Annotated in this window: 10 protein-coding genes; 1 reads left to right on the top strand and 9 read right to left on the bottom strand. The window is 61.1% G+C overall.

Features of this window, described 5'->3' with window-relative positions; translation table 11 throughout:
• Positions 1-3: 3 nt before the first annotated feature.
• The 8 genes from QZ511_RS08270 to QZ511_RS08235 all read right to left on the bottom strand — a co-directional run bounded on the left by QZ511_RS08270 (position 4) and on the right by QZ511_RS08235 (position 11278).
• Entirely contained in the window at positions 4-273 is a 270-nt protein-coding gene (locus tag QZ511_RS08270) for a hypothetical protein (RefSeq protein WP_295801545.1), read from the bottom strand.
• Between the two features lie 267 nt (positions 274-540).
• On the bottom strand, positions 541-2178 hold the full coding sequence (gene aceF / locus QZ511_RS08265) for a dihydrolipoyllysine-residue acetyltransferase (RefSeq protein WP_295801543.1): 1638 nt from the start codon (positions 2176-2178) through the stop codon (positions 541-543).
• A 27-nt stretch (positions 2179-2205) separates the two neighbouring features.
• Positions 2206-4875 carry a pyruvate dehydrogenase (acetyl-transferring), homodimeric type gene (gene aceE / locus QZ511_RS08260; protein WP_295801541.1) on the bottom strand — a complete coding sequence of 890 codons (2670 nt, stop codon included), beginning with the start codon at positions 4873-4875 and terminating at the stop codon, positions 2206-2208.
• A 501-nt stretch (positions 4876-5376) separates the two neighbouring features.
• Positions 5377-6009: a class GN sortase gene (locus QZ511_RS08255; RefSeq protein WP_295801539.1), complete on the bottom strand. Its 633-nt coding sequence runs from the start codon at positions 6007-6009 to the stop codon at positions 5377-5379.
• Positions 6010-6012: 3 nt separating this feature from the next.
• The gene (locus QZ511_RS08250) at positions 6013-8409 is read right to left on the bottom strand and encodes a marine proteobacterial sortase target protein (RefSeq protein ID WP_295801537.1); all 2397 of its coding nucleotides are present in this window, start codon (positions 8407-8409) and stop codon (positions 6013-6015) included.
• A 215-nt stretch (positions 8410-8624) separates the two neighbouring features.
• On the bottom strand, positions 8625-9728 hold the full coding sequence (locus QZ511_RS08245; RefSeq protein WP_295801535.1) for a phosphoribosylaminoimidazolesuccinocarboxamide synthase: 1104 nt from the start codon (positions 9726-9728) through the stop codon (positions 8625-8627).
• A gap of 112 nt (positions 9729-9840) precedes the next feature.
• Positions 9841-10959 (bottom strand): AI-2E family transporter, encoded by a 1119-nt coding sequence (locus tag QZ511_RS08240; RefSeq protein ID WP_295801533.1) that lies wholly within the window; start codon positions 10957-10959, stop codon positions 9841-9843.
• Positions 10960-10969: 10 nt separating this feature from the next.
• On the bottom strand, positions 10970-11278 hold the full coding sequence (locus QZ511_RS08235; RefSeq protein ID WP_295801531.1) for a sulfurtransferase TusA family protein: 309 nt from the start codon (positions 11276-11278) through the stop codon (positions 10970-10972).
• A gap of 176 nt (positions 11279-11454) precedes the next feature.
• Here QZ511_RS08235 and QZ511_RS08230 point away from each other — a divergent pair, with 176 nt between their 5' ends.
• Positions 11455-12972 carry a M48 family metalloprotease gene (locus QZ511_RS08230; RefSeq protein WP_295801528.1) on the top strand — a complete coding sequence of 506 codons (1518 nt, stop codon included), beginning with the start codon at positions 11455-11457 and terminating at the stop codon, positions 12970-12972.
• Positions 12973-13042: 70 nt separating this feature from the next.
• Here QZ511_RS08230 and nadA read toward each other — a convergent pair whose 3' ends face one another.
• Positions 13043-14119: a quinolinate synthase NadA gene (gene nadA, locus QZ511_RS08225; protein WP_295801526.1), complete on the bottom strand. Its 1077-nt coding sequence runs from the start codon at positions 14117-14119 to the stop codon at positions 13043-13045.
• Positions 14120-14336: the final 217 nt, after the last annotated feature.

Genomic DNA, 14336 nt, shown 5'->3' with positions numbered 1-14336 from the left:
GTATCAATACACCCGCACTACCGGGAAATACCAGCAGGCGGAACCTACCTTGCTCTCGTGTATTTCCGTTGAGCACTGGCGACTGGCTGCCGGTGGTGCCGCGGTATTTGGCAGGTAATTACCCACTTCAACGAAATCGGCACTCTGGGACTTGTCGTCCGGATCGAAGAAGAATGGATCGTAACTGTTGTCATTGCCGTAGGGCACGAATATACAACCTTGTAAGCTCAGTGTGGCGCCCACTGCCACCGCTGCTATCCCTGTGCGATTCATGGCTCGACTACCTCGCGAATCTCAAACTGGCCACGCCGGGGTTCCAGGTCCCGGCCTTTTCAGTTTAGCTGCAAGGTAGTGTTCGACGACGCTGTACATTATTTAACCAGCAAATAACAGCGCCAAAATCCACACAATCTATAATTTTCCGCCAGCGGATATTTATGATGCCGGCAGCGGCGATAGGATTGTCCATGAACAGACATAAAAAAACGCCGGCGGAGCAGCCCCCGCCGGCGTTATTTACTGGTGTATCTGCCGCCGCAATTACAGCAACAGACGGCGAACGTCGCCCAGTACCGCCGCCAGATAGGTCAGGAAGCGACCGGCATCGCCACCGTTCACCGCGCGGTGGTCGTAGGACAGTGCCAGCGGCAACATCTGCCGCGGTACGAATTCCTTGCCGTTCCACTCCGGGCGGACCGCCAGCTTGGAAACCCCCAGGATCCCCACTTCCGGAGCATTGACGATCGGCGTGAAGCCGGTGCCGCCAATGGCGCCGAGGCTGGAAATGGTGAAGCAGGCACCCTGCATGTCGCGGGGCTTCAGCTTGCCGTCGCGGGCAGCAACAGCCATTGCGGTAGCTTCTTCCGCCAGCTCGTACAGGCCTTTCTTGTCCACATCGCGGATCACCGGGACCATCAGACCTTTCGGTGTGTCTACCGCCATGCCGATGTGCACGTAGTCCTTGCGCACGATGTGCTCGCCGTCGTTGTGCAGGGACACGTTGAAGCTCGGAACTTCCCGCAGGGCCGCAGCGGCCGCTTTCAGCAGGAACGGCACCGGGGTGAGTTTCACGCCGCGCTTTTCCGCTTCCGCCTTCATGGACTTGCGGAAATCCTCCAGCTCGGTGATGTCCGCGTCGTCGAACTGGGTAACGTGGGGCACGTTCAGCCAGTTGCGGGACATGTTGGCCGCGGTGAGCTTGTGGATCTTGCTCATGGGCTCGACATTGACCGGGCCAAACTGGCTGAAGTCGATTTCCGGCATCGGTGCAATACCGATACCGCCGCCGACGCCAACCGCACCGCTTTCGGCCTTCTTCACCTGCTCCTTCACATAGGCGTGCAGGTCGTCCTTGGTGACGCGGTTGCGCGGGCCGGTGGGTTTGACCTTGTTGAGGGTGACACCCAGTTCGCGCGCCAGCTTGCGTACCGCCGGACCGGCATAAACCTCTGCCGAAGGCGTGTGGTCCCGCTCCAGGTGCGGATCCTTCTGCGGCGCCGCGGGCGGCTCCTGGGACGCGGACTCGGCCGGTGCCGGCGCTGCCGCCGGAGCGGGAGCCGCGGCCGCCGGGGCGGGTGCAGGCGCGCCGCCGGAGACGGTCTTGATCACCCCGATCACATCGCCGGTGGAGACCTTGTCTCCCTCTTTCACAGAGAGGGAGACAATGGTGCCGGAAGCAGAAGATGGTACGTCCATGGACGCCTTGTCCCCTTCCACCACGATCAGGGCATCGCCCTCTTCCACGGTGTCCCCGGCGGAAACGGAAATCTCGATCACGTCCACGGACTCGGCACCGCCGAGATCGGGCACCTTGAGTTCCTCTTCCTTTTCTTCACCGGCAGGCGCCGCGGCGGCAGCCGGAGTCTCTTCCGCGGCCGCGGCCGGAGCAGGCTCTTCCGCCTTTTCCTCGGCAGCAGGCTCTTCCGCAGCATCGCCGGCCGCTTCGGTTTCCATTTCGCCGATCACGTCGCCTTCGGAGACCTTGTCGCCCTCCTTGACGGAAATGCTCAGGATCTTGCCGGCCACCGGTGCCGGCACATCCATGGAGGCCTTGTCGCCCTCCACCACAATCAGCGCATCCTCTTCCGCCACCGTGTCACCCACGGCAACGGCGATTTCGATTACATCTACCTGATCGGCGCCGCCGAGATCGGGCACTTTAATGACTTGTTTTGCCATATCTCTACCTTCCTTTTTCAGCGGGCCTTAAACCAGACGCGGGTTTACTTTTTCCGGGTCAACGTTCAGCTTCTTGATCGCTTCCGCCACTTCTTTCGCGTCGATCACGCCCTGATCAGCCAGGCCTTTCAGTGCAGCGATGGTCACGTAGTTGCGGTTCACCTCGAAGAAGCGACGCAGCTGCTCGCGGCTGTCGGAGCGGCCGAAGCCGTCGGTGCCCAGCGCAATCACATCGCCATCGATAAACTCGCGCAGGGGCTCGACATAGGCGCGGATATAGTCGGTGGAGATCACCACCGGGGTCTCGTTGCCTTCAAACTGCTCGCTGATCCAGGCTTTGCGCGGGCTTTCGGTGGGGTGCAGCATGTTCCAGCGCGCAACGTCCTGGCCTTCGCGGGCCGCTTCGGTGGCGGAGGTCAGGTTCCACACGTCGGAGGTCACACCGAACTGGTCGGCGAGGATATCCGCAGCCGCGAGTACTTCGCGCAGGATGGAACCGGCACCGACCAGCTGTACATGTTTCTTCGCTGCCTTGCCCTTGCCGGGCTTGCGGGAATCGTTTTCCAGCTTGTAGATACCGCGGATGATGCCTTCCTCGACACCTTGCGGCATTTCCGGCTGCAGGTAGTTTTCGTTCTCGATGGTGATGTAATAGAAGAGGTTCTTCTGCTCTTCGTACATCTCCTTCAGGCCCTGGCGCATCACTACGGCGAGGTCGTAACCGTAAGCCGGGTCGTAGCTCTTGCAGTTCGGGATGGTGGCAGACAGCACGTGGCTGTGGCCGTCCTGGTGCTGCAGACCTTCGCCGTTCAGGGTTGTGCGGCCGGCAGTGGCACCGACCAGGAAGCCGCGCGCCTGCATGTCGCCCGCGGCCCAGGCGAGGTCGCCAATGCGCTGGAAGCCGAACATGGAGTAGTAGATGTAGAACGGCACCATCGGCACGCCGTGGTTGCTGTAGGCAGTGGCGAGAGCCATCCATGCAGACATGGCGCCGGCCTCGTTGATGCCCTCTTCCAGCACCTGGCCTTTCTTGTCTTCCTTGTAATACATGATCTGGCCGTGGTCGACCGGGGTGTATTTCTGGCCCTGGGAAGAGTAGATACCCAGCTGGCGGAACAGGCCTTCCATACCGAAGGTACGGGCTTCGTCGGGCACAATCGGCGCGACGTTCTTGCCCATTTTCTTGTCTTTCACCAGTACCGACAGCGCGCGTACGAACGCCATGGTGGTGGAGATTTCGCGGTCGCCGGAACCTTTGGTCAGTGCACTGAAGGCATCCAGTTCCGGAATTTCCAGCTTCGCCACTTCAGTGCTGCGGGACGGTACCGGGCCACCCAGGGCCTTGCGGCGCTCGGCCATGTACTTCATTTCCGGGCTGTCGGGCGACGGGCGGTAATACGGCACCTCCTCGATTTCCTTGTCGGTAATCGGGATCGCAAAGCGGTCGCGGAAGCGCTTCAGCGCCTCGGTATCCATCTTCTTGACGTTGTGGGTATCCATCGCCGCTTCACCGGCAGCACCCAGACCGTAACCTTTTACGGTCTGCGCCAGGATCACGGTGGGCTTGCCCTTGCTGGCCATGGCTTCGGCGTAGGCCGCGTAGACCTTGTACGGGTCGTGGCCGCCGCGGTTGAGTTTCATGATCTCGTCGTCGGAGAGGTCTTTCACCATCTCTTCGAGTTCCGGGTACTTGCCGAAGAAATGCTCGCGGGTGTAGGCGCCGCCATTGGCCTTGAAGTTCTGCATCTCGCCATCGACGGTCTCGTCCATGACTTTCTGCAGCAGGCCCTTGTCGTCCTTCTCCAGCAGCGGATCCCACAGGCGGCCCCACAGGACCTTGATCACGTTCCAGCCGGCGCCGCGGAATACGCCTTCCAGCTCCTGCACGATCTTGCCGTTGCCGCGCACCGGGCCATCCAGACGCTGCAGGTTACAGTTGACCACGAACACCAGGTTTTCCAGGTTCTCGCGGCCGGCCATGGAGATGGCGCCGAGGGTTTCCGGTTCGTCACACTCACCGTCGCCCAGGAATGCCCACACCTTGCGGTCACCGCGCGGCGACAGGTCGCGCGCAGAGAGGTAGCGCATGATGTGCGCCTGGTAGATCGCCTGGATCGGGCCCAGGCCCATGGAAACGGTGGGGAACTGCCAGTAGTCCGGCATCAACCACGGGTGCGGGTAGGAGGACAGGCCGTTGCCATTCACTTCGCGGCGGAAGTTGTCCAGTTTTTCTTCGTCGAAGCGGCCTTCCAGGTAGGAGCGGGCGTAGATACCCGGGGCGCTGTGGCCCTGGAAGAAGATCAGGTCACCGCGCTCTTCGCCTTCATTGCCGCGGAAGAAGTAGTTGAAGGCGACATCGTACAGCGTCGCCGCGGAAGAGAAGCTCGCAATGTGGCCACCCAGGCTATCGCTGTTGGAGTTGGCGCGTACCACCATCGCCAGCGCGTTCCAGCGGATCAGCGAGCGAATGCGGCGTTCCATGAACAGGTCGCCGGGCATACGCTTTTCGGCCTGGGGCGGAATGGTATTGCGATAGGGGGTGGTGATGGCCGCCGGCAGCTGAACGCCAATGTTGGTGGCGCGATCAGACAGCTGCTTCAGCAGGAACGCAGCGCGCTCTTTACCGCTGTGGCGGATAACCGCTTGCAGCGCATCCAGCCATTCCTGCGTTTCCTGAATGTCGGTTTCTTCGTGCATCAAATGCTCCTCGGCGAATATACGACGTCGAGTCGGTTTTATTTGGTCAGATTTATTGCCGCGCAACAGTACCTCAAACACGGGAAATTCCCCCGCGTTCGATACCGCACTCGCCAGTTTGCCACCATGTTTGGCGGAAAAGCAGCGTCCACAGATCAACTTTACTGGGCTGTTAAGTGAATTCAGAGGGACTGTGCGACCTGAATACCGCCGGTCAGGAACCCCAGGCTCCTTGCAACCGGCTCGACTTTGAATTCGGCGTTGAATCCAAGACCCGTAAAATGTAGGGCGGGTTCAGGCCCGCTCCCATATTACGGGCTCCAAGTGCTCAAGCGGGGGCGATTGTAGTATTACTACAAACGTTTTTCCAGATAGGACGATTAGTAACAAATAAAACCAAATTGCAAAACAATTTGTTTCTAGTTTGGGGTAGTGACGGATAATTTTGTTGTCAAAGCGGGAAATTCAATTACAAAATAGAGTCTGAAAATCGGTTTTCAGTCACAGCTGTACCACCGCCGGCGACTTTCCGCGGACAGCCGGCTTTGCTGCCGCGACAACGGGCTCCGCATACACCAGGTAGCGCAGGGGACCACCGGCGGCCAGTGCATCGAACGGATAACAGGTAACCAGCAGCAGTCCGTCTACCGCAAACACCGGCATCTTCTCCCGTCGAGAGTCCACTATTCGCGTCCCGCGCACCCGGAAGTGACGCCATAGCCCATCGCGCCCCTGCAGCTGCACCGTTGTTCCAGACTTCAACTGCCCCAGCCCGCGAAAGTGTGTATCCCGGTGTGCGGCGATAACCGTGGTGCGCGGGCCACCAGCCACAGGCTCCCCCGGCAGCGGGGAGAACTCCAGCAGCCCCGGCCCGAACGCCAGTGCCTGGCCGCTGGTACCGCGCAAAACGAACAGCGGCCTCTGGTCGCCCAAGCGCAGCTGTGCCACCGGCCAGGTATCCGCCCAGGGCCAGGGTTTGTGCGCTTCCCCGGAATCGAGCTGCCGCGCCCAGGCGTCGGCGATCAAGTACTGCGCCAGTTCGGCCTTGGCCAGCAGCCATACGCCACTGCCAAGCTGCCACAGTCCCGCTGCCAGTAGTGCCGCAGACAGCAGGGGAATCAGGCGTTTTCTCATATCTCACCCATCCTGGCGCAGGGAAGCCAGCATCAAACGCACCTCCAGCCGGCTGCGGCGACGGCGCACATCGGGCACCAGCGAGCGCAACCAGTTGCGCAGCGCACGGCGGCAGCGGCCGGGCAATCTGCGCAACCTGTGCGGCACTTTTGCCGCACCTTTCAGCAGCGCTGCGAGCGCGAGCAATATACTGGCCAGCAGCAGCTGCGTGTATACGCCGGTGGCCGTCGCCGGGTAGGTCATGCGCTGTAATACCTGGCCGCGCGCAACCGCATTGGGCACCGGGCTGGTTTTCAACGCTTCGGTTTGCGGACGCACCGGGGTTTCCTCCACTGCGACAAAGCTGGTGTAAGGGCTCGCCAGCTGGTAGGCGAGTGCCAGCTGCACGATCCGCGCCTTGAGGCTGTTGCGCGCCTCTTCGCTCCCGGCAGCAGCGCCCAGTGCCCGCTGCTCATCCTGCAGTGCATCCATTTTTGCCCTGGCCCACAGACTGCCAATGCCCTTGCCACGCTTGTCGACGGTGAGATCGCCCAGTGACAGCGTGCGGGTGAAGCGCTTGCCGGCGAGTCGGCCAGTGACCACCAGATCACCGCTATTGTGCAATCCCAGGCCGCCGCCAATAACCCTTGCCAGCAGGCGCACCGGTTCGCCGCGGTACAGGTCCGGCAGACGCTTGGGATAGGCCTCTACATTCGTGCCGGCGGGCCAGCGCACCGCGAGATCCGTTACCAGCGGGTTTTCCAGCTTGGCAAACAGCGCCTGCATCTGCTCCTGCACCTCATTCAGGTCACCGATCTGTACCGAGGCACCGCGCCCATACTCCGCCGCCTTGCGCATGAAATGGTTGTTGGGTGCGGAGCCAATGCCCACAGTGAACAGACGCACTTCGCCAAGGCGTTGGCGGATGATTTCAAACAGCGCATTTTCGTTGCCCACGGCACCGTCGGTGATAAAAATTACCTGGCGCACCAGCTCGCCAGCCTCCCCGCTCAACTGCTGGGACAACGCCTCCTTGAGTGCCGGCGCCATTTCGGTGCCGCCGGTGGCACTCAGCGATTCCACCCAGTCCCGCGCCCGCTGGATATTCTCCACCGTTGCCGCTGCAGGGCGCGGCAGGAAGGTGCGGTACTGGCTGTTGAACTCGATCACATTGAAACGATCCTGCGGCGCGAGACGGGAAAGCGCCAGCAGCAGGCTCTCTTTGGCCTGGCGAATGGAAACGCCACTCATGGAGCCGGAGGTATCCACCACATACACGACTTCCCGCGGCAACTTGCGCGAACCGGCAGCGCCATCCGGCGGCAACAGCAATAACTGCAGGTACTGATCGCCACCACCAGCACCATCCAGGTTTTTATCCACGGCTTCTTCCACGGCCTGTTCGGCGAACAGTGCCGCGGACGGCATGGCGGATGTTTGCGGACGCCAGTAAAGGGCAAAATCGCGATCCATTGCCACGCTGCCCGACTTCAGGCCTATGCGATAACGGTTGTCACCCGCCCGCTGAAAATTCACTTCGTGATAGGGACTGTGGATATCTGCCAGTGGTAATCCCATGGCGAGATCGACGGCGATTTCCATTTTGTGACTGCCGTTGTATGCCAGTTCCGGCATCGGCATCATTAACGGGGAAATCCGATCCGCATCCGGTACCTGATCCGTAGGCAGGGCCCAACCGTGAGAGTTAAGCGCAACCGCCGCCTTTTCCGGCTGTGGAACACCGGGGATATAGCGGGGTGTCAGCGTACTCGGCAAGCGCAGACTGAACTGGCCGCTGTCAAACTTGAGTGTCTGCAGGTAGCGCACCTCCACCGACACCATTTCCCCCGGAGCAATATTTGCCACGCGACTGGTAAACAGATTCGGCCGCTGCTGCTCCAGTAGCGCCGCCCTTTTGCCCGCCGCCCTGGCCTCCCGGTAAACCTTCTTCGCCTCCTCCCGCTCGCGCACCTTGCCCACGATGCGGCGATCGCCGACGACGATTTCCATACCGTTTACCGCCGCATTTTCCGGCAGCGGCAGCACATACACCGCCTCCTGCCAGTCTTTACCGGTATTGGAAAACTCCTGGCGGATCTGCACCTCCGCCACCAGGCCGCGCACCTGCACGCTTACTTTTGAGCCCAGATGCAACGCGGGAATGTATCGCCCCGGCACCGCGCCCTTGAACAGCAGGTCGCCACTTCCGGCCTCATTGAGGCTCACTGCACCCGCCTCTACCGGGCCCACAGCCTCGGCACGTGCACCCACTGCGGCAACCAGCACCGCGAGCGCGGTAACCAGCAACAACAGCCAGCTGCCAGCGCGACTCTTGCGATAGCGTCGCCGGTAGTACTCATCGGTGGGGAGAATCAACAGCTCGCGATCAATGCGCGGCGCATGAAAGAAAGGACGGTTCACATTTGCCTCCAGCAATCTGATTTCTGGAGTTATTAAACAAAGGCAAACCGGCAACAGATGGGTGGAAATAAGGCGAGGGATGGATGGAAAATGGCGAAATGTGGCAGTCCGTCGAAAACAACGAACTCCGCACTGTGTATGGTCCCCGGTGGCGGCAAAGCACAAAAAAACCGGCACCAGGCCGGTTTTCAGAAAAGACCGTATCGCAACAGATATCAGTCAATCAGACCGTATTCATCCCGCAATACCTGAATAATTTCCGCTTTCGGGTTATCGGAAATCGTCAGTTTCTCGCCAATGATCTTCTCGGCAATGCCCACGTAAGTAGCGGACAGGTCCATCAACATGGATTCCGGCAGCTCGTTGTCGCGGGCCAGCGCCGCGCGTTCATCCATGCGGTCCTTGTTCAGCAGGATATCCGGGTCCGGGAAGTGATTCAGCAGTGCCTGGCGAAAGCCCTCCTTGGAGTTTTCCACGACCTTGCCGTTGCGGTACTGCGCGCCGTCCCAGATACGCGAGGAGTCCGGGGTACCCACTTCATCCATATAGATCAGCTTCTCGTTGCCCTCGGCATCGGTCACGTAACCGAACTCGAACTTGGTATCGACAAATACCTGGTCCAGCTTTTCCAGCGCCGCGGAAATCACATCGAATCCTTCCTTCAGCAGCTTCTCGTACAGAGCGACATCGTCCGCCCGGCGGAAATTGAACGCGGCAAAGTTATCCACAATATTGTTGCGGGTAATATTCACATCGTCCGCTTCCGGCACCCCGGGGATGCCCTTCAGGATGCCCTTGGTGGAAGGGGTGATCAGCAGCTCCGGCAGTTTCTGGTCCTTCTGCAGGCCGTCCAGGAGCTGGATACCACAGAACGCGCGCTCGCCCTTGCTGTAGGCGCGCCACATGGAGCCGGTGATGTACTGGCGGGCAATGGCTTCGATCATCACCGGGCGCGCCTTCTGTACGATCCATACCCCCGGGTGCGGGATATCCAGGATATGGCTGTCCGCCAGCCCCTGCTCCTTGAACAGCCGGAACCAGTGGTTGGAAATGGCGTTCAGCGCCGCGCCCTTGCCCGGCACCCCGCGCAAGCCGCCCTCACCGGTCCAGATACAGTCAAACGCGGAGATACGATCGGAAATCACCATTACCGCCAACGGCGCATCTGCCGCCACCGGATACCCTTTCTCCTCGATCAGGCGGCGACTGTCAGCCTCGGTCAACCAGTAAACGGAACGGACTTTACCGCTGTGGACCGGCTTGTCAGTGCGGATCGGCAGATCGTTGTTGACCGCCAGTACTTTGTCAGCAAGGCTCATGGGGTTTTCCTATGGCTAGTCGCCAGCCGCGGCGCGCGGGCTGGCAGGGAAATGAAGCGCGGGATTTTAGTGCCCCGGACGGGAGAACTCCACACACGCCGGGGCCAGCCGCTTAATTTGATACGTCTTCGGTTTGTTCGGCCCGGCTCAGCGCGGCTTCCCGCGCCTGCCATTCCGCCTGGTGGTCCGCGGTGGGCCAGGCGTTCATGATCGCCTTGGCCAGGGTCGCCAGCGGTATCGCAAAGAACACCCCCCAGAAGCCCCAGATACCGCCAAACACCAGTACCGCAAGGATGATCGCCACCGGGTGCAGGTTGACCGCCTCCGAGAACAGGATAGGCACCAGCACGTTGCCGTCCAGCAGCTGGATGATGCCGTAGGCGAACATCAGCCAGAAAAACTCGCTGCTCCAGCCCCACTGGAACAGGCCGATCGCCGCCACCGGAATGGTCACCACCGCGGCGCCGATATAGGGAATCAGTACCGACAGCCCCACCGCCACCGCCAGCAACAGCGCATAATTGACCCCCAGCAGCAGGAATGCCGCATAGCTGACCACCGCCACAATGGCGATCTCGATCACCTTGCCGCGCACGTAATTGGCCACCTGGTCATTCATTTCGTACCAGATCTGGCGCAGCATCGGGCGGTGCTGGGGCAGGAACGCCGCGCACCAGCGCAGCAACTTGTCCGAATCCTTGAGGAAGAAGAACACCAGGATCGGCACCACCACCAGATAGATCAGCACCGCGGCCAGGATGGGCAGGTTGGCGAGAGAGAAGGTGAGCACCGTCTGGGTCATGTTCCCCAGCTCGCTGCCCAGGGTATTGAAAATTTCATCGATCTGCTGCGCGGTGATCAGCCGCGGATACTGTTCCGGCAGCAACAGCAGCAGCTCCTGGCCGCGGTCGATCATGTTTGGCAGTTCGGCAAACAGGCGCACCAGCTGGCGCCAGATAATCGGCATTACCACCAGCATCAACGCCACCATGGTCCCCACCAGCACCAGGCAGGCGATGGTCACCGCCACCCAGTGCGGCACCTTCCACGATACCAGCCTCTGCACCATGCCCTGCATCAGAAACGCGATCACCACCGCCGCCAGTACCGGCGCCAGCACCCCACCGAGGGTCGCCAGCACAACCATGGCGGCGAGCAACAGCAGGGTCAGGAGCACAACCTCTTCCTGGCTGAAATAGCGGTTGATCCAGCCCCGCACGATGGTGAGCATGCCGTTATTTTTATCTTGCTGTTTGATGACTGCTTCCCTCAGGCGGCTCTGCTTGCGGCCGCCGCATCCAGTAGTGAAACTCGCCGCCCCGGCATTCCGCCCGCAGCAGCGCCACCCCCGACAGCTCGGCAAAGCTGCGGAAGTCCCGCTGTGACGCCGGATCCGTCGCCAGCACGTGCAACAGCGTACCAGGTTCCACCTGGCGCAGCGCCCGTCGCATGGCGAGGAGCGGCTGTGGGCATGGAAGCCCGCGGGCATCTACCCTGTGTGCAGGCTCCCGAAGAATCTCCAGCGAACCGGTGTCCTGTTGCGTGGACATTTGCATGCGGTTTTGAGGCCTCAAGCGCGGTAAAGATTGGTTAAGTCGCGGATTATAACGGTGGCGCGCGGTCAAAGTGCAGAACCTTTTGCCGCAGAATTGATCAAAACCTCGACAGTCTCACAGGGTTACGTATAGTGTTAGCGGTAGGCATCCCCGCAGGCAGCAGTAAGAATATGACCAAAAAGCAGCACCAATTCACCTCTTCTGCAGAGGGACACTGGCAGCGGCTCGGGCGGCGGGCCCGCGGCCTGCTGCAGGGCCTCGCCATTGGCCTGACCCTCGGGTCGGCGCCGCTCGTCGCCAGCGCCCAGGACGACCACCATATCCAGCTTCCGGAACTGGGAGACTCCAGCAGCGGCCTGGTCTCCCGCGCGCGGGAGAAAGAGCTGGGGCAGATGTGGCTGCGCATGTTCCGCAGCCAGGTACCCGCCTCCAGCGACGCCCTGCTGCAACAGTACGTCGAGAACTCCCTCAAATCACTGGCAGAATACAGCCCGCTGGAAGACAAGTCTCTCGATGTGGTGGTGGTCAAAAACGACACCATGAACGCATTCGCGGTACCCGGCGGCGTTGTCGGGGTGCACACGGGACTGTTTCTGTTCGCCGAAAATGAAGACCAGTTTGCCTCGGTTCTGGCGCACGAACTTGCGCACCTGAGCCAGCGCCACTACGCGCGCTCGCTGGAAGCCCAGCGCAACAGCACCCTGCCCACCCTCGCCGGCATGCTCGGCGCGCTGGTACTGGCGGCCACCGCCGGCGGCGATGCCGGTATCGCCGCGATGACCGCCACCCAGGCCGCGGCCCTCGACAGCCAGCTGCGCTTCTCGCGCCAGAATGAACAGGAAGCGGACCGGGTGGGTATCGAGACCCTGGCCAAGGCCGGCCTGGACCCGGAAGCGGCCGGCGAGATGTTCGAACAGATGCTGAAAGCCACCCGCTATTACCGCCGCCCGCCGGAATTCCTGCTCACCCACCCGGTGACCGAAAAGCGGATTGCCGACGCCAAACTGCGCGCCAGCCGCATGGCGCAGACACCCCTGCGCGACAGCCGTGAATACCACCTGATGCGCGCCCGCATTCGCGTGGCCGCAGAGGCGACCCCGCAGCAGGCGGTGAAGCGTTTCCAGGCAGAACTGCGCGGGGTCAACGACAATGAGGACGCCGCCCGTTACGGCCTGGCGCTGGCGCAGAATGCTGCCGGCAAACCCGACTCGGCGCTGGACACCCTGCAACCACTGCTGGACAAGGAACCGAACAAGGACGCATTTATCCTGGCGCGGGCGGAGATTGACCTGACCCGCCACGACTACAACAACGCAACCCGGCGGCTGCAGAAGGCGGTGGACAAGAACCCGAAAAACCACGCCCTGATCATGGGCCTGGCGAACGCGCACTTCAAAGCCGGCAACTACCTGGCGGCGGAGCGCATTCTCAAGAAGCACAGCCGCGTGCGCCGCAAGGACCCGGCAGTGTGGTACCTGCTGGCGGAAACCCACGGCCTTGCGGGCGATATCGTTGGTGTGCATGAGGCCCGTGCCGAGTACTACATCCTGAACGGGGTGTTCGACAAGGCACTGCAGCACCTGCGCCACGGTGTGCGCCTGGCACAGAATGATTACCAGACCCACGCGATTCTGGAACAGCGCATGAAGGATGTGATCAAGATGCAGGAGAAGGCGAAGGAGCTCTGATCTTTCCCGTTCCCGAAAATAAAAAAAGAGCGGCAATAGCCGCTCTTTTTGTTTTCAGTCCGCACCAGCTTCAGTCCAGAGGCTTGCGGAAATCCAGCATCCGCTGCAGCGGCTTCATCGCCCGCTTGCCCAGCTCCGGATCCACCAGAATTTCGTTGTCACCGCGCTCCAGCACTCCGCACAGGTTTTCCAGCGAGTTCATTGCCATCCACGGGCAGTTTGCGCAGCTGCGACAGGTGGCGCCAGAACCGGCGGTGGGCGCGATGATCAGCTCCTTGTCCGGGCACTGCTGCTGCATCTTGTAAAAGATGCCCTGGTCCGTGGCCACGATAAACTGCTTGTTCGGGCGGGTTTTGGCGGCATTGATAATCTGCGAGGTTGAACCCACCACATCCGCCAGCTCCACTACCGCCGCGGGGGATTCCGGGTGTACCAGCACCAGCGCTTCCGGGTACATCGCCTTCAGGTCTGCCACACCCTTGGCCTTGAACTCCTCGTGCACGATGCAGGCGCCGTCCCACAGCAGCACATCGGCGCCGGTCTGCTTCTGCACGTAACTGCCCAGGTGCTTGTCCGGGGCCCACAGGATTTTTTCGCCCTGGGCGTCCAGGTAATCCACCACGTCCAGCGCAATGCTGGAGGTCACTACCCAGTCCGCGCGCGCCTTCACCGCGGCGGAAGTATTCGCATAGACCACCACGGTGCGATCCGGGTGCTGGTCACAGAATGCGGAAAATTCGTCGATGGGACAGCCGAGATCCAGCGAGCAGGTGGCTTCCAGTGTCGGCATCAGCACGCGCTTGTGGGGGGTGAGGATCTTGGCGGTTTCGCCCATAAACTTCACCCCGGCAACAATCAGGGTATCGGCCTGGTGCTGGGCGCCGAAGCGCGCCATTTCCAGCGAATCGGACACACAGCCGCCGGTGTCTTCCGCCAGCTGCTGGATCAGCGGGTCGGTATAGTAATGGGCGACCAGCACCGCATTCTGCTCTTTCAGCAGGCGTTTGATGCGCTCGCGCCAGAGCTCCAGTTCTTCCTCGGAATAGTGATGCGCAGCCGGATGCGCCAGGTAATCCTGGACGAAATCCCGCGGATCAATACCGCCACCCAGGGTGGAAGTGGCAATTTTTTCGCTGCTGTCAGTCATGCGGTCCTGTATCTCTGTACTGCCGGGAAAAGCGGGCATTATAACGCCCCGGAAAATTTTCGCCGGTCAGCGTAAGTCTAATCTCGCCAACGGCACAGAACGAGGCACAAAAAGCGCAGGAAAGTATGTAAACAAGGGAAGAAATGGTGGGTCGTGCTGGATTCGAACCAGCGACCAATTGGTTAAAAGCCAACTGCTCTACCAACTGAGCTAACGA

The sequence above is a fragment of the uncultured Microbulbifer sp. genome (assembly GCF_913055755.1).
Classification (GTDB): Bacteria; Pseudomonadota; Gammaproteobacteria; order Pseudomonadales; family Cellvibrionaceae; genus Microbulbifer.
Note: the sequence above shows the minus strand (reverse complement) of the source record. Positions and strands in the feature narration are given on the sequence as shown.